We start from the raw sequence: 20,014 nt of genomic DNA, 5'->3' as shown, positions 1-20,014 counted from the left end.
CTTTGCCCGGAGCCCTCTTGAAACCGCCCTCGCTCACAACCTTCAAGGACGATGCGCTGATCGCGCTCGACAACCTCGCCGACCGCGCCGCCCATATGGTCCACCCGACTGTGCGGCTGGGTGTCACCGGGCTTTCCCGAGCCGGCAAGACGGTGTTCATCTCCTCGCTGGTGCATAACCTGCTGCATGGCGGCCGCCTGCCGCTGTTCGAGCCGATGCGCGCGGGGCGTGTGACAGCGGTAACATTGGATGAGCAGCCGGACGACGCCGTGCCGCGCTTTCAATACGAGGATCATGTGCGCGCGCTTGTCGACGACCGCATCTGGCCGGACTCGACGCGGGCGATCTCGGAGTTGCGCCTGACTTTCACTTTTCGCAGCGCCAGCAGTTGGAACCGGCTGTTTGCGCCCGGGAAACTCTCCATCGACATCGTCGATTATCCCGGCGAATGGCTGCTGGATCTGCCGCTGCTGCGGCAGGACTTTTATCAGTTCAGCCGGCAGACGGTAGAACTGGCGCAAACCGGCATCCGCGCCGAGCTTTCCCAGCAATGGCTTGGGCTTGCCCGCTCCATCGATCTCGACGGCCCTGCCGACGAGATGCGCGCCCGCGCGTTGCACCTCGCCTTCACCGCCTATCTGCGCGCCTGCAAGGCGGACGAGCGGTCGCTTTCGACTTTGCCGCCGGGGCGCTTCCTGATGCCCGGCGATCTCGACGGCTCGCCGGCCCTGACCTTTGCGCCCCTGCCCGATCTGCCGGAAACGCCGGCTCCGAAGGGCTCGTTCCGGGCGATGATGGAGCGGCGCTACGAGGCCTACAAGACCGTGGTGGTCAAACCCTTCTTCCGCGAGCATTTCGCCCGGCTCGACCGCCAGATCGTGCTGGTCGATGCGTTGCAGGCGGTCAATCGCGGGCCGGAGGCGGTCGCCGATCTCGAACGGGCGCTGGCGGATGTGCTCGCCTGCTTCCGGCCGGGGCATAACAGCTTCTTCTCCTCCTTCGTCACCCGCCGCATCGACAAGGTGCTGGTGGCCGCGACCAAGGCGGACCATTTGCACCACGAAAGCCACGATCGGCTGGAAGCGATCACGCGGCGTCTGGTGGAGCGCGCCATCCGCTCGATCGGCATGAGCGGCGCCGGCATTGAGACGCTGGCGCTGGCCTCGGTTCGCGCCACGCGCGAGGCCACCGTCGAGCGCGACGGCCATGTCCTGCCGGTCATCGTCGGCACGCCGATGGAAGGCGAGACCATCGAGGGCCACCGTTTCGACGGCGCAACCAAGACCGCGATCTTTCCTGGCGACCTGCCGGAAAAGACGGAAATCCTGTTCGATGTCGAGGCGGACGGGACGCTTTCCGCGCCGCAGGTCAATATCGTCCGCTTCCGGCCGCCGGCTATCGAAAGCAGCCGCAAGGGCGGCGCTTCGCTGCCGCATATCCGCCTCGACCGCGCCCTGCAATTCCTCGTCGGAGACCGCCTGGCATGAACTCGTCCGATACGCCTCCGCCCCGCCGCCCCGCCGCCTTCCATATCGATGAGGACCGCCCCGCCGACGCCCCGCGTGAAACACCGCGACGGCCGGGGCGTTTCGACAGCGGCGTCTCGTTGATCGAGGATGACGACGATCCGTTCCTGTCTGATATCTCAGCGCTCTATGCGCAGGCCCTGCAACCGCCGCCCCCGGCCCGCCGGCGGTTTTCGCTCGGCGGCATCGCTGCCGGTGCCTTCGGCATTTTCCTGTCGCTCGGCTTCGGCCTGTGGGCCGACCGGGTGATCCGCGACCTGTTTTCGCGTTCCGACTGGCTGGGTTACGTCGCCATCGGCGCGGTCGCGGTCGGGCTTGCGGCGCTGCTCGCCATCGTCACCCGCGAGCTTTTCGGCCTGCATCGCATCGCCGCCGTGCAGGCGCTGAAGGCCGAGGCGGAAGCGGCGATTGCCGACGCCCGGCCCAAACGCGCCCGCGCCGTCGTCGCGCGCCTGACGGCGCTGGCGGCGGGACGGGTCGAGACGGCGCGCGGCCGCGAAAGGCTGGCGGCGACCGAGGGCGACATCATTGACAGCGCCCATCTGATCGACCTTGCCGAACGCGAGCTTCTGGAGCCGCTCGACCGCAAGGCGCGGCAACTCATTCTCGGCGCCTCGAAGCGCGTCTCGGTGGTCACCGCCGTCAGCCCGCGGGCCATCGTCGATCTCGCCTATGTGCTGTATGAAGCGGCGCGGCTGGTGCGGGCCATGGCGGAGCTTTACGGCGGCCGGCCGGGCACGCTCGGCCTGTTGCGGCTGCTGCGCGATGTGCTGGCGCACCTGGCGGTCACCGGCTCGATTGCGGTCGGCGACAGCCTGATCCAGCAGGTGATCGGCCACGGGCTGGCCTCGAAGCTTTCGGCCCGGCTCGGCGAAGGCGTCGTCAACGGGCTGATGACCGCCCGAATCGGCATTGCGGCGATGGATTATTGCCGGCCGCTGCCCTTCCGGGCGCTCAAACGTCCCGGAATAGGCGATTTCGCCGGCGACCTGCGCGGCGGGCCGGCTCCCTGATTTTTGGCAATTTTTCAAAGGGATAAATGCATCGCTAAGGCTTCCTTAAGGTTACCCGTGCATGGCCTTTTCTGCGCTCAGGCAACCATGCATTAACCAATATCGGGCAAAACTCGCCCTCAGATTTGGCCGTTGTCCTCTCCAAGGAATGTCTCATGTATCCGCGCTGCATTTCCCTTTTCGCCGGCATCGTCCTTGCGGCGACGGGCGCTGTTTCCGGCGCTTCCGCTGCCGAAAATGACAAGCAATTCTTCCAGTCCGTCGCCGGAAGCTGGAAGGGTCCGGGCGAAATCGTCGCCGGGAAATACAAGGGCACGAAATTTTCCTGCAACCTGACGGGCGAGCCGCAGGATGGCGGCAAGGCCGGCCTGAAGCTGGAAGGCACCTGCCGGGTCGGCGTCTTCAGCCAGCCTATGTCCGCGATCATCTCCCAGGCCGGCAGCTCCTACAAGGGCAAGTTCCTGGACGGCGCCACCGGCAAGGGCCTCGACGTGATCTCCGGCGCCGTCAACGGCAATAAGGTCGTGCTCGGCATCAACCGCGCCAAGCTGAACGGTGCGATGATCGCCCGCCTCGAGGACGACAATGCGATGAAGGTGACGATCTCGGTCAAGGTCGAGGACCGTATGGTCCCGGTCATCGGAGTCACTCTCAACCGCCAGCAGGTGGATGATATGAAGGTCGGCTCCATCGAGTGACCGGCGCATTTCCACCACATTGTGAGGCGGATTTCCGTTGATAACAACGACCGAAGAAGCGATGTGACTTTTTTTGATCGCACCGCGACAGCCACTCGAAATTATCAATAAACCTCCCCTATAAATGCGTCGCCCGATCCTGGGCGATCGTTTATCGCATTTCCAGAATGGAAGGCCTGTATCCGCTTTTCCAGGAAATGCCCTTGGGGGATAATCATGAGATTCACGCAATTCGCGCTTGCTGCGGCAACGACCCTGCTGCTGGCAGGTGTGTCGCATGCCGAGGACCTGAAGTTCACGCTAAAGAACGGCACGAAGTCGACGCTGACGCGCTTCTATACTTCGCCCGTCGGCGTCAATGATTGGGAAGACGACGTTTTCGGCAAGGACGTTCTGGAGCCCGGCGAGTCGATCGACATCACCATCGCCGACGGCCGTTCCGTCTGCAAATATGACATGCGCTTCGAATTCTCGGAAGACAGCAATCTCGACACCACCGAAGACACGCAGGATCTCTGCGAACTCGGCGCCTACACCATTCATGAATAATCACGTTGGCGAGAGCCGCTGATGTCTCGATGCCCGGCCGAAAGACCGGGCATTTTTCTTGTCGCCGCTCAAATGGAGCGTAGCGTCCAATCAACGATCTCGGCCGCGACGGCGGTGAAGGCGGCATCGAGGGCTTTGATGAAGGCGGGGTTGGTCGCGCCCGAGCTGACGGGCGAAGCGGCGGCAAATACCTTTTGCGTCCTTACCTCGCCGTTCTTATCGTTGAGGATCTTCACCGAGATTTCGACCTTGGCGCGGCGCGATACCGTGTCGATCTCGAAGGCACGGATTTCCGTGACAATCTGATAATCGATCGCCAGCCCCTGCCCCGGCTTGCCGACGCCGCCGAGTTTTCCGGTGTTCTCGAAGGCCTGCACCAGCTTGGCCTGCACCATACGCGGCAGCTTGTCGCTCCATTGCGATTTCGAGAGATACTGCACTTCGGCGCCGCCGACACGCACCAGAATCTGTTCGCTGTCCAGCGCCTTCAGCGCCGACGGCTCGGGAACGAGAATCTGGCGGTTGCGGGCGGAAGGACCATCGGCGCTGACCGCCGCCCTCAGGTCGAACGTATCGTTGCTCGCGCCGCCGCCGCAGGCCGTCAGTAGCGTCGCGACCACGAAAAACACGACCGCGAGGCCTCCCCCACGTTGAATGCGGCCATCCGAAACGATCATGCTGCCCACTCTCTTCCCTCTACCTTTGCCCATTTCCGCTCGGAAAACCGCGTCGCATCCTTGCTGGAATGCTCTTAATGCCGGTTGCGGCCGTTATAGGTCTTGACGTTGTCGCCACCGAACAGCAGGCGCTGCGGATCACGATCGAAATTGCCGATGGCGTCGTTCAGGCTTTGCACGGTGCGCCGCGTTTCGCCGACCAGCGTCTGCACGTCGCGCAGGCCCGTCGAGGAGAAGCGGCTGAGATTGTCGGCAATCGGCCCGACGCGAGCATTGATGTTGTCGGCGACGCTCTTGAACGATTCCAGCGTCCTGCGCGCTTCCGCAAACAGCGAATTGGCGTCATCGGAACCAAGCAGCTTGTCGACCTTCACCAGAATGCCGTCAACGCGGTTCGATGCCTTGTTCAGCTTTTGAGTGATTTCAGACGCATTGGCGATGGCGTCGTCGATCTGTTTGCGACGTGCCTGGATGTCGTCGGTGACGCCGCGTATCGACGCGGCGGCGGCGCGCGCATCCGCCATGGTCGCGGACGCATTGTCCACGGAGGAGCGGATCTTGGCGGCATCGACGGCGGCGACGAGATCCTCGACCTTCTTCAACGCCTTTTCCGCTTCTTCGCCGAAACGATTGTAGGTTTCGGCCGTCTGGCGGAAGCTCTTGATGGTTTCGGAGAGGTCGCCGCTGGAGGCGGCGATATCGTTGCTGACCTTCTCCGCATTGGCGACGATGCGGTCGACCTTCTGCGGATCAACGGCCTTGACGATACGGTCGACCGTCTCGATGGCCGAATCCAGCCGGCCGGAGATCTTGGTCACCGTCTCGGAAAGCGACGCGACGCTCTTCAGGAACTCATCGATGCCCTTGGAATTGTCGCTCAGCGACTTGGTGAAGGATTCGGCATTGCGCACCGTGTTGGTCAACGGCGTGCGGGCGTCGCGCACGAAGCCCTGGATATCGTCGATGGTGTCGTCGGCCTTGCCCATGATCTTGTCGGCGGTCGCCAGCAGGTTGGTGACGCTTGACTGGTCGGCGGTCAGTACCGGCGCCTCACCGGTTTCACGCGCGGCCTGCATGAGATTGGTGTCTCCGGTCTTGCCGCCGGAGAGCTCGATATAGGCGGCGCCGGTCAGTCCCTGGATTTCCAGGATCGCCTTGGTGGAGCTGTAGATCGGCGCGTTCTCCTTCACTTCGGTGAAGGCGATGGAGAAATTCGGATCCTTGCCATCGATCGACAGGCTGCGCACCGAGCCGATGGTGATGCCGTTGAAACGCACCGGCGAGCCGACGCTGAGGCCGTTGGCGGAACCGGGAATGCGGATGATCAGATCGGCCATCGGCCCGCCGCGGCCATACTGGGCCATCCAGTAGACAAAGCCGAAAGCGGCGGCGATCACCAGAATGGTGAAGAACCCGACAATGGCGTAGTTGGCTTTGGTTTCCATGAGTTCCTATCGCTGTGACGGCTGTTTCGGCAGTACGTCGGCCTTGTCATCGTCCCGATGCACGATGGAGCGGGCACGCTTGCCGCGGAAATAGGACTGCACCCACGGATCGTCAAATTCCAGCATGTCCTCGATGGTACCTTCCACCAATACTCGTTTTTGGCCAAGAACCGCAATACGGTCGCAAACCGAAAACAGGCTGTCGAGATCGTGGGTTACCATGTAGACGGTGAGGCCCAGCGTGTCGCGCAGATGGGCGATCAGTTCGTCGAATTCGGCGGCCCCGATAGGGTCGAGGCCGGAGGTCGGCTCGTCGAGAAAGACAAGAGCCGGATCAAGCGCCAGCGCACGCGCAAGGCCCGCGCGCTTGACCATGCCGCCGGAAAGCTCGGAGGGGTATTTGTCTGCAGCGTCCGGGGCAAGCCCGACCATCTCGATCTTCAGCCGCGCCAGTTCGTCCATCAGCGACTTCGGAAGGTCGAGATATTCGCGCATCGGAAGCTGGATATTCTCCTTGACCGTCAAGGCAGAAAACAGCGCACCGTGCTGGAACAACACGCCGAGATGCATATCGATCTTGATGCGTTCGGCATCGTCAAGCGAATCGTAATCCTGTCCGAGAATGCGAATGCTGCCGGACTGGCGCGGCAAAAGCTTCAGCACCGTGCGCATCAGCACCGACTTGCCTGTGCCGGAGGCGCCGACGAATCCGAGAATTTCGCCGCGGTAGACATCGAGATTGAGCTTGTCGAGAACCACCTTCGGGCCGAAGGCGACCGTCAGGTCGCGCACCGAAAGGATGACGTCTTTCTCCTCACCCGATTTTTCCGCGCGTTCGATGGATGCGTTGTCAGCCACGGCAACCCTCAGAAATTGATTGCCGCGTAGAACATGGCAAACAGCCCGTCTACGAGGATGACGACGAAGATCGACTTGACCACCGCCGAGGTGACATGCAGGCCAAGCGATTCCGCGGAGCCGCCGACCTTCATGCCCTCGACCGCAGAGACGACGCCGATGATCAGCGCCATGAACGGCGCCTTGATCAGGCCGGCGAGGACGGTGGAAATATCGACGGATTCATGCAGGCGCGTGAGAAACACCTCCAAGGTGATGCCGGAATAAGCCCAGGCGACGAGGGCGGCCCCCGCCAGCGCCGCGAAATTGGCAACGATGGTCAGCAGCGGCAACGCCACCGTCAGCGCGACCAGACGCGGGAAGATCAACACACCGACGGGGTTGAGGCCCATGACCACCAGCGCGTCGATTTCCTCGCGCATCTTCATCGAACCGATTTCGGCGGTGATGGCGCTGCCGGAGCGGCCGGCGATCATGATTGCAGTGAGCAGCACGCCGATTTCGCGCAGTTGAAGGATGCCGACGAGATCGACGACGAAGACTTCCGCGCCGAAATAGCGAAGCTGGAAGGCCCCCTGCTGGGCAATGATCGCGCCGATCAGGAAGGACATCAGCAGGATGATCGGCACCGCCTTGACGCCCATCTGGTCGACCTGATTGACGACCGAGGCCGGCGAGACGCCGCTGGAGCGTCCGAGCTTCAACTGCGCGCCGCGCACGGCCGAGCCAAGGATGTGCATGGCGAACAGGATGTCCGACCACATGCGATATGTACGCTCGCCGATCGGCGCAAACAGCCGCTGAAACAGCGTGCCTTTCGACCCATCCGACGCATCCGGTTCCGGCAAGGCATCCGGCAGCGCCTCGATGAGATCGGCGATGCGGTTGCTGGCGCCTTCCAGCGCCACCGTCCCGCCGGCCTCGTCGACATCGCTTTGCAGACGGCGCACCAGCCAGGCGCCGGCGACGTCCATCTGTTCGACCTGGGAGAGATCGAGCGTCAGTTTGCCGGCGTTGCGTTCATGGGCGACCTTGCGCAGATCATCGATCACCGGTGGAATGCCGGTATTGGTCCAGTTGCCGGACAGCGTCAGGCGATGCCCGGCCTCGGACGGCAGGGCTTCGATGGAGATACGCGCGGCGGACGACGAATCCAAATTCAACTCAGTCACATCTTTCCGGCAGGGGACGTTTCGCTTCCATTCGCCTCCTGGAAAACCCGTTTACGATTTTCCCTGGCAAACGTCGGCAGTCCCGACTCTCTTAGCGGCTTGCCCCTAGTCGTGTCACCGCATCACGGGTAAATAAAGCCATTCGTTAACGAAATTGGTCGATGGAACGCGTAAATCCCATGGCACGTCACCTCGAAACAACAATCGATACCTTTCCGATCGCCGGAACGTTCACCATTTCAAGAGGTTCCAAAACGCAGGCGCAGGTCGTCGCCTGCGTGATTCGCGATGGCGGTGACACTGGGCGCGGCGAATGCGTGCCCTACGGTCGCTATGGCGAAAGCATCGACAGCGTCGCGGCGCAGATCGCCGAGATCGCGCCTGCCATCGAGGCCGGGCTCGACCGGATCGGGCTGCAGAGCGCGATGCCGGCGGGTGCTGCGCGCAATGCCGTCGATTGCGCGCTGTGGGATCTGGAGGCGAAGCTTGACAAGCGCAGCGTCGCCGCCGTTCTCGGCCTGCCGCCGATGAGGCCGCTGGTGACAGCCTATACGATTTCGCTCGGCGAGCCGGAGGTCATGGCCGAGCAGGCGCGAAAGGTCGCCCATCGCCGGCTCTTGAAGGTCAAGGTCGGCACTGGCGACGACGAAAGCCGTATCCGCGCCGTGCGGGCCGCCGCTCCCGAAAGCGAGATCATTCTCGACGCCAACGAGGGCTGGAGCGACGAGACGATCCGCCACCACCTCGCCATCGCCAGGCAAGCGCGCATCGCCGTCATCGAACAGCCATTGCCGGCGGGGCGCGATGCGATTCTTGCCACGATCGAGCGCCCGGTTCCGGTCTGCGCCGACGAGAGCGTGCATCTGACCGCCGATCTCGCCGCCTTGCGCGACCGCTACGACGCCATCAACATCAAGCTCGACAAGACCGGCGGGCTGACCGAGGCCTGGGCGATGCGGCAGGAGGCCAAGCGCCTCGGCTTCCGGATCATGGTCGGCTGCATGGTCGGATCGTCGCTGGCCATGGCGCCTGCCCTGCTCGTGGCGCAGGATGCGGATTTCGTCGATCTCGACGGGCCGCTGCTGCTGGCGGAAGACCGGCACCCCGGCCTGAATTACGAAGGATCGCTCGTCTATCCGCCGGAAGCCTCGCTCTGGGGCTGACGGTAATAGGCGATGATGACGCAGCCGAGGCCGGTCAGCGCCACCAGCGACATGACGTAATAGGCATGCAGGCCAAGGCCGCTGTAGATATAGCCGGAGCCGAGCGTCGCGGCGGCCATGAAGATGCTGTTGTAGAAATAATAGGCCCCTTGCGCCGAGGCTTCCTGATCCTCGCGCACGGCATCGACGATGCGGCGCTGGATGCCGATATGGCAGAAGGCGAAGGTGAAGGCATGCAGGCATTGCAGCGTTAGATAGCCGACATAACCCATGTCGAGCGGAAATAGCAGCCAGCGGCAGACGGCGACGGTCGCGCCGAAGCGGATCATCGTCCAGGCGCCAAAACTGCGGTTGAGCTGGCGGGCGAAATAGAAGGCGATGACTTCCGCCATGACCCCGGCGCTCCAGAGGATGCCGATGGAGGTGCCGGAATAACCGAGCTCGCGCCAGTAAATGGCCGAGAAAGCATAGAGCAGCGCATGGCTCGCCTGCACCACCGAGGAGCCGATCATCACCAGATGCAGGTCGAGACGGCGCAGCGATCCTCCGGCGCGGCGCACGGTTTTCGCGATCCGCGCATTGCCGATTTTCGGCGCCACCAATCCCATCAGGCTCATGACGATGAAGCCGCAGATCATCAGCGGCAGCACGATGGAGCCGCTGTAGTGCCCGATCAGGAAACCACCGAGCAATGTGGCGAAGATGAAGGCGAGCGACCCCCAGAGGCGGATCGCGCCGTAATCATAGCCCCAGCGGCGCACGCCAGTGATCAGCATCGCCTCCACGACCGGCACATAGGGCGACAGGAACGCGCCCTGCAGCGCATAGACGATGACGATCGGCCAGAAGCTTTTCGACCAGATCAGCGCAATCGCGGTCGCGAGGCACAGAAGGCCGGACCAGAGCAGGATCGAGGTGCGTTCCTCCAGCCTGTCGGCCAGCATCGTGAGGAGCGGCGCGAAGATGACGCGCATCAGGAGCGGCACGGCGAGAATTACGCCGATTTCGAAATCGCCGAGCGCATGGGTGCCGAGCCAGACCGGGAAGAAGGGAAGAACCGTGCCGTTGACGATCATCGGCGCGGAACAGACCAGCGCGCTGCGCTGCGAAAACCAGCGCGGCGCGGCGCCGCGGTCCGGGGCCTGACTGACGAGACTCATGGAGATGCCTGCTTGGGAAAGACCGGCATCTCCTATCACGCGTCACGCATGCCGGATAGGGCCAGAAATCGCTCCCTGAAAATCAAGGATTCCCTATATTCCGTCTCATATCTCCATCCCTTCTCACATCTCCGGCCGCGAAGCCGCTATGCATGTGTTCTGGAGATACCGGGGCTTACGCCGCGCGAATGCGCAGCGGCGCTTCCACCGGGATTGTGGGAAGCTGCGGCTCGTCGGCGGTGCCGACGATCTCGCGCCAGGTCAGCAATTCGAAGGTGCCGTCCTCATGCTCGGCGATCGCGGTGCAGCTTTCAACCCAGTCGCCGGTGTTCATGTAGCGGATGCCGTCCATGTCTTCGATGACGGCATGGTGGATATGGCCGCAGATGACGCCGTCCGCCTCGTGACGGCGCGCTTCGTCGGCGACCACCCGCTGGAATTCGCCGATGAAATTCACCGCATGCTTGACCTGCAGCTTTGCCCAAGCGGAAAACGACCAGTAAGGCAGGCCGCAGAAGCGGCGCACGGCGGCCAGCGCCACATTGATGGCGATCGCCGTATCATAGGCCCAGTCGCCGAGATAGGCCAGCAGGCGGGCATTGCGCACCACCACGTCGAATTCATCGCCATGGATGACGAGATAGCGGCGCCCGTCGGCGCCACGATGGATCATGCGCTCGGCGACCTCGATGCCACCGAAATGGGTGCCGGGAAAATCGCGCAGGAATTCGTCGTGATTGCCGGGGATGTAGACGATGCGCGTGCCCTTGCGCGCCTTGCGCAACAGCTTCTGCACCACGTCGTTGCAGGATTGCGGCCAATACCAGTTGCGTTTCAGCCGCCAGCCATCGATGATGTCGCCGACGAGCACGATGGTGTCCGCATCGTGGTAACGAAGGAAATCGAGGAGGAAATCCGCCTTGGCCGCCTTCGAACCCAGATGAACGTCCGACAGGAACAGCGTCCTGAATCGTTTGATATCCTGTTGTTCCGTCACGATCGCCACCCCTTCCGCTACACCTTTCATCCATTCCTGTAGAAACAGACTCATGTTTCAGCATGATGACATCCGCTGGTGATACGGGTATCGGACGATGACGCGAAATGTGAACAGGGAACGAGGCTTCCGCCGGAATTCCATGCTGTTCATTGCCAAGCGCATTGATGTATGACACCGGCATGCAGCCATATCGAGAAGAGGAGTGCGCCAACCATGGATACCTCAGGCAAACCGAGAAATGACGGGGTTCCGGTGACGGGCGACCTCGACCAGCAGGCGCTGTTCTTCCACCGCTATCCGCGCCCGGGCAAGCTGGAGATCCATGCGACCAAGGCGCTCGGCAACCAGCGCGACCTGGCGCTCGCCTATTCGCCGGGTGTTGCCGCCCCCTGCCTCGCCATCCGCGACAATCCGGAAACCGCCGCCGACTACACCGCGCGCGCCAACCTCGTCGCCGTCATTTCCAACGGCACCGCCGTTCTCGGCCTCGGCAATATCGGGCCGCTCGCCTCGAAGCCGGTCATGGAGGGCAAGGCTGTCCTGTTCAAGAAGTTCGCCGGCATCGACGTGTTCGACATCGAGATCGACGCCGCCGACGTCGCGCGCATGGTCAGCACCATCTCGGCGCTGGAGCCCACCTTCGGCGGCATCAATCTCGAGGACATCAAGGCACCGGAATGTTTCGAGGTCGAGCGCCAGCTGCGCGAGACGATGAACATCCCGGTCTTCCATGACGACCAGCACGGCACCGCCATCATCGTCGCCGCCGCCATCCTCAACGGATTGGAGCTGGCCGGCAAGAAGATCGAGGACGTCAAGATCGTCGCCTCCGGCGCGGGCGCGGCCGCCCTTGCCTGCCTCAACCTCCTGGTGACGCTGGGTGCGCGGCGCGAAAACATCTGGGTCCACGACATTGAGGGCCTGGTCTATGAAGGTCGCACCGAGCTGATGGATCCCTGGAAATCCGTCTATGCCCAGAACAGCGACAAGCGCCGCCTCGACGAAAGCATCGATGGCGCCGACGTCTTCCTCGGCCTGTCGGCGGCCGGCGTGCTCAAGCCGGAATTGCTGGCACGCATGGCCGAGCGACCGCTGATCATGGCGCTCGCCAATCCGACACCGGAAATCATGCCGGATCTTGCCCGCACCGCCCGCCCGGATGCGATGATCTGCACCGGCCGCTCGGATTTCCCCAACCAGGTCAACAATGTCCTCTGCTTCCCCTATATTTTCCGCGGCGCGCTGGATTGCGGCGCGCGGACGATCAATGAGGAAATGAAGATGGCCGCCGTGCGCGCCATCGCAGCGCTTGCCCGCGAGGAGGTTTCGGAAGTCGCCGCCAAGGCCTATTCCGAGGAGACGCCGACCTTCGGCCCGAACTATCTGATCCCCTCGCCCTTCGATCCGCGGCTCATCCTGCGCATTGCGCCGGCCGTTGCCCGCGCGGCCGAGGAAAGCGGCGTCGCTGCGCGGCCGATCGCCGATTACGAGGCCTATCTCGATCAGCTCAACCGTTTCGTCTTCCGCTCCGGTTTCATCATGAAGCCGATCTTCACCATGGCGAAACATGCCGCCAGCGGTTCAAAGCGCGTCATCTTCGCCGAGGGCGAAGACGAGCGCGTGCTGCGCGCCGCCCAGGTGCTGATCGAGGAAAAGACCGGCGAGCCGATCCTGATCGGCCGTCCGCAGATCATCGAGACGCGCCTCAAGCGTTTCGGCCTGCGCATCCGTCCGGACTCGGATTTCCAGGTGGTCAACCCGCAGGACGATCCACGCTATCGCGACTACGTCGACGACTATTTCGCGCTGGTCGGCCGCGCCGGCATCAACCCGGAAGCGGCGCGCACCATCGTGCGCACCAACAACACCGTCATCGGCGCGCTGGCGGTTCGCCGCGGCGAGGCGGACGCGCTGATCTGCGGCGTCGAAGGCCGTTACGACCGGCATGTGCGCGACGTCAACCAGATCATCGGCAAGCGCAAGGATGCCCATTCCTTTGCCGGCCTCAGCCTGCTGATTTCGCAGCGCGGCGCGATCTTCTTCACCGACACCTTCGTCAACTACAATCCGACAGCCGACGAGATCGCCGAGACCACGATCCTCGCGGCGCAGGAAATCCACCGTTTCGGAATAACGCCCAAGGCGGCGCTGCTGTCGCATTCGAATTTCGGCTCGCGCCACTCGGAAAGCGCCCACAAGATGCGCGAGGCGCTGGAGCTGATCCGCCGGCGCGCACCGGAACTGGAGGTCGACGGCGAAATGCAGGGCGGTTCGGCGCTGACCGAAAGCCTGCGCCGCCGCGCGATGCCGAACAGCACCCTGACCGGCGAAGCCAATCTGCTTGTCTTCCCCAATCTCGATGCTGCCAATATTTCGCTCGGAATCGTCCGTACGATGATGGATGCATTGCATGTCGGACCGATTCTGCTCGGCGCGGCGATGCCGGCGCATATCCTGTCGTCGTCGGTAACCTCGCGTGGTGTCGTCAACATGGCGGCCTTCGCGGTGGTGCAGGCATCGCAGCCGGCCGTCACGCAAGCGTGAACGAAGAACCGGGACGCGGCCCGGGGCTCTTCCTTGCCGCATCCCGGCGAGTCTCGCATGATATGTGCGCCGGCGGCACGACCGCCGGTTCGTCGTTGGAGCGTTTCCGCTTTTCTTGGAAAAGCGAAAACACTCTAACTCTTTGCTTTGCGCAATTCCGGACGCAAAACTGCGTTCCCTACTTTTGCTGGAATTGCTTTCGGTTCGGTAAGGAGATGGTCCCCATGCGCCAGACGGGACGGGTGTTTCCGGCTTTGCTGATCGCCACGGCTGCCCTGTTGCCCGTCGGCGCCGAAGCGCGCGCGGTCTGCGAGCAACTGCGCCAGGCGTTGAGTTCGAGCAGCGTGACAATCGCCTCCAACCGGCAATCGCGCCGCTTCGCCGAGACCATCAACCAGCTCAACCGCGATATCCGCCAGATTCGCAGCGACCTGCGCCGCGCCGGCTGCTCGTCGGGCAGCATCACCGTCTATGGCGGCGATAACGAAGCTTTCTGCGCGGCGGCCGAGGACGATCTCCATCAGGCGGAAATGACCAAGCGCGGTATGCTGGAGCGCCGCGCCAGTCTCGATTCGGGCGATCGCGGCGACATCCTCGCGGCGCTGCGCCGAAACGGCTGCATGGATGAGGACATGGCCGGCCAGGAGCCGCCCGCCCCGATGCCCGACGACATCATGGCCTCGCGCGACAGCGAGATCGAGGACGATCGCGGCTATGGCATGCGCGATTTCGGAGCCATCGAGCGCCAGCCCGACGACATGCTGCGCCTCGACGGCCAGTTGAAAGGCCCGGAGCCGATGGTCGGCAACCTGCGGACGCTTTGCGTGCGCACCTGCGATGGCGGCTTCTTCCCGATCTCCTCGAATGCGACGCCTGCAGATTTTTCCCGCGATGCCGCCATCTGCGCCAGGATGTGCCCGGGAACCCAGACGGAGCTTTATTACCATTCCATGCTCGACCAGGAGACGTCGGACATGATCTCGACGGCGACCGGTCAGCCCTACAAGGAACTCTCCACCGCCTTTGCCTATCGCAACCGAAAGGACACGAAAAGCTCCACCTGCTCCTGCAATCTCAACGCCTATTACCAGGACGCGCTGAAGAAGCAGGACAGCGGCGTCGTGCCCATGCCAAGCCGGAAGCCGGAAGCCGAGGCGGAAAGATCCGTGACCCGGATCCCGACCGGCACCGAGGCGACAGAGCCCGGCATAACCCCGCCCGCCAACCCGGAAGCGGGAAGTTCGGCGAAGATCACCCTGCCTGAAGAGCGGCCATATGACCCCTCGAAATCGAAAATCCGCCAAGTCGGCCCACAATTCCTCGGCAGCGACAGCGCCGGGATAGATCTGAAAAACCCTCAGGGTTCGATGGTTCAGCCGCAACAGTGATGCGGCACAACGCGTTAGGCAAACCTTTCAACGCGCCCAAGACGTCATCCTCGGGCTCGCCCCGTATGTCTGCCAACGGCTCCAATTGATTGACGGCACTGGATTTCGGGCGTGTTTACATGCTCCGGAGACGCTTGAGCATGACGTAGCGGAATGCAACGCGGCACGACCGGCGAGCGTCGCATCAGGCTGCGGCAATCTGCGTTTCTTCCGGAACTGATTCCGGCTGGTCGTTTTCGAAGATCACCGATCGGCCGCGGCCGCAATTCTTGGCTTGGTACAGCGCCATATCGGCGGAATGCACCAGGTTGCGCAGGTTGCGGCCATGCTGGGGATAGAAGGCGATGCCGGCGCTGCTGCCGACCTGGAGCGGCAGATTGTTGTAGGGGATGGGAATCTGCGCATCGATGACCATGCCGTTGGCGACGGCGAGCACCTCGTCGTGATCGGCGACATCGCGCAGGATCACCATGAATTCATCGCCACCGAGGCGGGCGACGATGCCGCGATCGCCCACTCGATCGCGAAAACGCTGGGCGATGGTGCGCAGCACGGCATCGCCGGCGGCATGGCCGAAGCGGTCGTTGACCATCTTGAACTTGTCGAGGTCGGCGGCGATGATCGCAAGCTGGCCGTCGCGGACGGTGCCGGTGAAAGCTTCGAGCGCTTCCTGAAAACCGATGCGGTTGGCAAGGCCGGTAAGGCCGTCATGCTTGGCAAGGAAGCGGTTGCTCGCCTCGCTGCGCTGCAGGGCCCGCACCAGCATCCCGAAACGCCAGGCGATGAAGCCCATGGCAATCGCCGCGAGTGCCGAAAGCAACGCCACCTTGGGCATGACCGCCTTCCAGATGGTCGGGCCGGGCGCGTTCGGCTGCCACGCGACGAGGAACGGGCCATCGGTAAAACCCTTGCCGACCGGCGTGTAGGCCGTCGGGCGCTCCTTGAGCTCATCTTCCTTGACCACATGCAGGCCGCCGATGCCGAGCCGTTCGCTCATCGTCGCCAGCATCTTGTCCGAGATCGGCTTGACGCTGACCATGAGCGTCGGCTGCTCGAAGCCGGCGGGGATAAACAGCGAGCGCGGCAGCACCGCCTGGACGACGACGATGCTGAGACGGCCATCGACCATGCGCATGTCGGCGGCATGGATGAAGGGCAATTCCGGTGACAGCTTGTCGGGATCGGGCGCCGGCCTGCGGACGACGAAACCGCCATCGCTTTTCTTCAGCGCCGCCCAGTATTTCTGCGTCGCCTCGTAAACGAGGTCGTCGATCCAGAACAGCAGCGCGTCGGCCTTGTCGGGAGAGACCTCCTCGCCGCGATTGACGGCAACGACCGCCTGCTTGCCCGACGGCGCGAAAACCGTCCACGAAAAGCCGAATTCCGACCACAGGCGAGTGCGAAGCTGGCGCTCGACGAAATAATGGCTGAACTCGGACGAACGGATTTGCGCGACCGTCGCATCCCAGATTGAGACCGCCGCCTGGTATTTGACGATCTCGTCGATCAGGTGCTGGAACTCCTGCTGCACGAGCTTGCGCTCCGTCGCCTGGCCGAACTTGTTGGCTTGCTCGACCGAGGCATCGAGCACAAGGAAAACGCTGGCCGCGAAGACGACGACCAGCAGCGCGCAGGCGGTGTGTATGCCATGCACCATCCAGTTGGAGGTTTTTGCAAAGAGTCGCGCCGTCATCGCCGTCATTGTTTCCTCGTGGACTGGAACGCCCAAGTGTATTGGTGTGGACGCTAGCACAAGGGCCGAAAGAGACGCTTAAACGGCTTGGTAACGAAAGGCTTAATCGGGGCCGGTTTCAAGCCGGAGCATAACGGACATAGGCGAAGGAACCGCCATCCGCCGACCAGTTTGGGACATTGATCGTGCCCTGCCCGCCGAAAAGCGACATTAGCGTGCGCGGGTTGGAGCCATCCATGCCCATGATTCGCAGATGGACATCGAGGTCGCGCGGATGATCGACGATATCGGGCGCATAGGCGAGATAGAGCACCCTGTCGCCGGCAGGCGACGGATGCGGAAACCAGTTGCCATGGGGTTCGTCTGTCACCCGCTCCAGTCCGCTGCCATCCGGGTGAATGCGCCAGATCTGCATCAGGCCGCTGCGGCTGGAGTTGAAGTAAATCCATTGACCGTCCGGTGAATAATCGGGACCGTCGTTGCGCCCCTCGCCGAAGGTCAACCGGGTTTCCTCGCCGCCCTCGACGGCGATGGTGTAGATGTCGAAGACATCGCCACGAATGCCGCAATAGCAGACATGCGCGCCATCCGGTGACCAGCCGTGCCAGTAGGACGGCAGCTTCTGCGTCAAAAGGCGCGGCGTTCCACCCTCGATCGGCAGGATATAGATGGCAGACTTGCCGAATTCCGTCTTGTCGGTGATCGCCAGCCAGCGCCCGTCCGGCGAGACGCCGTGGTCGTTGTTGCAGCGCTCGGCGAAACCGGTGTCCACCGGTACAGGCGCGCCACCGTCCAGCGGCAGGCGATAGAGGCGGCCTTCACCATTGATCAGGAGATGGCGGCCATCCGGCGCGAAATTCGGCGCTTCCATCAGACTGGCCGTCTGCCAAACGACCCTGTTCCGCCCCGTTGCGATATCGTAGATCTCGACTGAACTGCGCATGGCTCCTCCCTCCTCCCGTCGTTTTCCTTAGCGTAGACGCGGCCGCCGGCGCCAGTTTTCCCGCAAAATAAACTCGACGACCGTTTTCCATCTGGAAAAGACCGCGCGGACTGTTGAACGTTAACGGTTCATCTAGCGTTCAGGACGGACGTGTGACAGTACGGTGAAGGTTTTATGACGTTTATGTTGCGGATTGCGTGGAGGTAGGGTTGGTCGAGTTCAGGTCAAAGGCGACGGATAGGGTTACGTTCATCGACCGGTCCTTCCCTATCTCGTCTGCGGATGGCGCGGGTCGACTGGCGGCGCTTGCCCTCCCTGTCGCCAAGGCCGTCATCATCGCCCTGTTGCTGACGATTGCGGTGGAATGGGTGGCGCGTGGCGCCACGACCGATGTCGGCAATTTCCTGCTCTCGGCCTCGCGTCCCGGCAAGACCACCGTGGCGCTGCTGGCGCTTTCCATCCTGTGTCTCGATGCGCTGCTTGGCCGCCGATACCAGTCGCTGCTCATCATTGTGCCGCTGACGCTCATTCCGGCCTTCGTGTCGAACCAGAAGCAGCTTTTTCTCTCCGATCCGCTCTATCCAACCGATTTCCTGTTTGCGCGCCAGATCGTGGAACTGCTGCCGGTGATGGTCAGCCAGCGGCCGTGGACGGCGGTGGCGCTGTTCGTCGGGGTCGTCGCGGGCGTGGTTGCCATCGTCTATCTGTTGACCCATGCCTGGAAACGGTTTCCGGCCATCGCGTGGCGCCGCCGCTGGATCACTGTGGCGATGACGCTGCCGATCCTGGTCGGCTTCGGCTCCATGATGGATTATTCGCAATTTTCCTGGCTGCGCGACCGGCTGCAAGTCATCCCGATGATGTATGACCAGAAGGAAAACTATCGTCACAATGGCTTCCTTCTCGCCTTCGCCTTCAACCTGCCGATGGCCAATGTCGCCGCACCTGCCGGTTATGGCGGCGATGCGATGGCGAAGATCCCGGCCGCCGACATTCCCTTCGCCGCCGGCGGCGGCGACCATCCTGACGTCATCGTGCTGATGAGCGAATCGCTTTGGGATCCGACCCGGATGAACAATGTGAATTTCTCGGCGGATCCCATGCCGGTGATGCGTGAGAATGCGTCGGGCAATTCCTTCTCGCCGGAATTCGGCGGCATGACCGCCAATGTCGAATTCGAAGCGTTGACCGGATTCTCGAATGCCTTCCTGCCCTATGGCAGCATTCCTTATCAGCAATATGTGCGCCGTCCACTGCCGTCGCTGGCGACCTTTTTCCGCGCCGAAGGTTATGCCGCGCGCGCCATCCATCCCTATCAGAGTTGGTTCTGGAACCGAGGCGAGGTCTACAAGGCCTTCGGTTTCGAGGATTTTCTTTCAGAGGAAAACCTGCCGGCCCTCGACAAGCGCGGTTTCTTCGCCTCCGACGATGCGCTGTTCAAGGAGATCATGCGTGAAGCCGATGGCATGGATCGTCCGTTCTTCTTCTTCTCGGTGACGCTGCAGGGCCATGGACCCTATGAGCCGAACCGCTATGTCCGCAACACCATCGACGTGAAAGGAAACCTGGCCGAAGACGAGCGCCAGACGCTGGCAACCTATGCGCAGGGCGTCAAGGAAGCCGACGACAGCCTGAAAATGCTGATGGATTGGGCAGAGAAGCGCGAACGCGAAACCATCATCGTCGTCTTCGGCGACCATCTGCCGCCGCTCGGCAAGGCTTATGTCAGCTCCGGCTACATGGGCGCGCAGGTCGCGACCCGCAAGGCGCCGCTGGATGTGATGAAGCGCGAACACGAAACGCCGCTGATGATCTGGTCCAGCCGTAGCGGCAAGCAGGATGTCGGCACGATCAGCCCGGCCTTCATCTCGCGCCATGTGGTCAGCCTCGCCGGCTTCAAGCATCCTTATTACACCGAGTTTCTCGGCGAGGTGGAAAAGAAGTATCCCGTCGTCGATCGTTACATGCTGGTTTCGCGCGACGGCGAAGCCAAGGCGGACTGGTCGATGAAGGGCCAGACGATCGACCCGCTGATCCGCGATTATCGTTATATCCAGCACGACATGATGTTCGGCAAGGAATACAGCGTCGATCGCATGTTTCCAAGTCACGCCTGGATCGCGCAACCGGCAAGCTGAGACAGCGCACGAAAACATACCGGCTGCGGTTCCGCAGGGAACAGACT

General features: G+C 62.7%; 16 protein-coding genes. 8 read left to right on the top strand and 8 right to left on the bottom strand.

Features of this window, described 5'->3' with window-relative positions; all coding sequences use genetic code 11:
• Positions 1-17: 17 nt before the first annotated feature.
• From P7F60_RS19320 to P7F60_RS19305, 4 genes are all read left to right on the top strand, one after another.
• Complete coding sequence (locus P7F60_RS19320; protein WP_277919315.1) at positions 18-1,487, top strand: YcjX family protein; 1,470 nt, start codon at positions 18-20, stop codon at positions 1,485-1,487.
• Positions 1,484-2,539, top strand: a complete 1,056-nt coding sequence (locus tag P7F60_RS19315; RefSeq protein ID WP_277919314.1) for a TIGR01620 family protein — start codon at positions 1,484-1,486, stop codon at positions 2,537-2,539. Before P7F60_RS19320 ends, P7F60_RS19315 begins: the two co-directional genes overlap by 4 nt.
• Positions 2,540-2,694: 155 nt before the next feature.
• Positions 2,695-3,237, top strand: coding sequence for a hypothetical protein (locus P7F60_RS19310; RefSeq protein ID WP_277919313.1), 543 nt, complete (start codon positions 2,695-2,697; stop codon positions 3,235-3,237).
• 216 nt (positions 3,238-3,453) lie between these two features.
• Positions 3,454-3,786 carry a hypothetical protein gene (locus P7F60_RS19305; RefSeq protein WP_277919312.1) on the top strand — a complete coding sequence of 111 codons (333 nt, stop codon included), beginning with the start codon at positions 3,454-3,456 and terminating at the stop codon, positions 3,784-3,786.
• Between the two features lie 68 nt (positions 3,787-3,854).
• Here the strand turns inward: P7F60_RS19305 and P7F60_RS19300 are convergent, their stop codons facing one another.
• The 4 genes from P7F60_RS19300 to P7F60_RS19285 form a co-directional block, all read right to left on the bottom strand.
• Positions 3,855-4,463: an ABC-type transport auxiliary lipoprotein family protein gene (locus P7F60_RS19300; RefSeq protein WP_277919311.1), complete on the bottom strand. Its 609-nt coding sequence runs from the start codon at positions 4,461-4,463 to the stop codon at positions 3,855-3,857.
• 74 nt (positions 4,464-4,537) lie between these two features.
• On the bottom strand, positions 4,538-5,908 hold the full coding sequence (locus P7F60_RS19295) for an MlaD family protein (protein WP_277919310.1): 1,371 nt from the start codon (positions 5,906-5,908) through the stop codon (positions 4,538-4,540).
• 6 nt (positions 5,909-5,914) lie between these two features.
• The gene (locus tag P7F60_RS19290; protein WP_277919309.1) at positions 5,915-6,766 is read right to left on the bottom strand and encodes an ABC transporter ATP-binding protein; all 852 of its coding nucleotides are present in this window, start codon (positions 6,764-6,766) and stop codon (positions 5,915-5,917) included.
• 8 nt (positions 6,767-6,774) lie between these two features.
• Complete coding sequence (locus tag P7F60_RS19285; RefSeq protein WP_277919308.1) at positions 6,775-7,929, bottom strand: MlaE family lipid ABC transporter permease subunit; 1,155 nt, start codon at positions 7,927-7,929, stop codon at positions 6,775-6,777.
• Between the two features lie 188 nt (positions 7,930-8,117).
• On the opposite strand from P7F60_RS19285, the gene dgcA reads away from it, so the two are divergent.
• Positions 8,118-9,101 (top strand): N-acetyl-D-Glu racemase DgcA, encoded by a 984-nt coding sequence (gene dgcA, locus P7F60_RS19280; protein ID WP_277919307.1) that lies wholly within the window; start codon positions 8,118-8,120, stop codon positions 9,099-9,101.
• Here the strand turns inward: dgcA and P7F60_RS19275 are convergent.
• Both P7F60_RS19275 and P7F60_RS19270 read right to left on the bottom strand, forming a co-directional pair.
• Entirely contained in the window at positions 9,071-10,261 is a 1,191-nt protein-coding gene (locus P7F60_RS19275) for an MFS transporter (protein WP_277919306.1), read from the bottom strand. The genes dgcA and P7F60_RS19275 overlap by 31 nt on opposite strands.
• 175 nt (positions 10,262-10,436) lie before the next feature.
• The gene (locus P7F60_RS19270) at positions 10,437-11,258 is read right to left on the bottom strand and encodes a UDP-2,3-diacylglucosamine diphosphatase (RefSeq protein WP_277919305.1); all 822 of its coding nucleotides are present in this window, start codon (positions 11,256-11,258) and stop codon (positions 10,437-10,439) included.
• A 216-nt stretch (positions 11,259-11,474) separates the two neighbouring features.
• Here P7F60_RS19270 and P7F60_RS19265 point away from each other — a divergent pair, with 216 nt between their 5' ends.
• Positions 11,475-13,805: an NADP-dependent malic enzyme gene (locus tag P7F60_RS19265; RefSeq protein WP_277919304.1), complete on the top strand. Its 2,331-nt coding sequence runs from the start codon at positions 11,475-11,477 to the stop codon at positions 13,803-13,805.
• Positions 13,806-14,029: 224 nt separating this feature from the next.
• Positions 14,030-15,193 (top strand): DUF2865 domain-containing protein, encoded by a 1,164-nt coding sequence (locus tag P7F60_RS19260; protein ID WP_277919303.1) that lies wholly within the window; start codon positions 14,030-14,032, stop codon positions 15,191-15,193.
• Between the two features lie 184 nt (positions 15,194-15,377).
• Here P7F60_RS19260 and P7F60_RS19255 read toward each other — a convergent pair whose 3' ends face one another.
• Together P7F60_RS19255 and P7F60_RS19250 are read right to left on the bottom strand one after the other, a co-directional pair.
• Positions 15,378-16,886, bottom strand: coding sequence for a GGDEF domain-containing protein (locus tag P7F60_RS19255; RefSeq protein ID WP_277919302.1), 1,509 nt, complete (start codon positions 16,884-16,886; stop codon positions 15,378-15,380).
• Positions 16,887-17,004: 118 nt separating this feature from the next.
• Entirely contained in the window at positions 17,005-17,829 is an 825-nt protein-coding gene (locus P7F60_RS19250; protein ID WP_277919301.1) for a hypothetical protein, read from the bottom strand.
• A 296-nt stretch (positions 17,830-18,125) separates the two neighbouring features.
• Between P7F60_RS19250 and P7F60_RS19245 the strand changes: the two genes are divergently transcribed.
• Positions 18,126-19,967, top strand: coding sequence for an LTA synthase family protein (locus tag P7F60_RS19245; RefSeq protein WP_277919497.1), 1,842 nt, complete (start codon positions 18,126-18,128; stop codon positions 19,965-19,967).
• The last annotated feature ends 47 nt before the right edge of the window (positions 19,968-20,014 follow it).

The sequence above is a fragment of the Rhizobium sp. YJ-22 genome (genome assembly GCF_029601685.1).
In the GTDB taxonomy this organism is placed as follows: Bacteria; Pseudomonadota; Alphaproteobacteria; order Rhizobiales; family Rhizobiaceae; genus Metarhizobium.
This window is presented reverse-complemented; position numbering and strand designations above follow the sequence as displayed.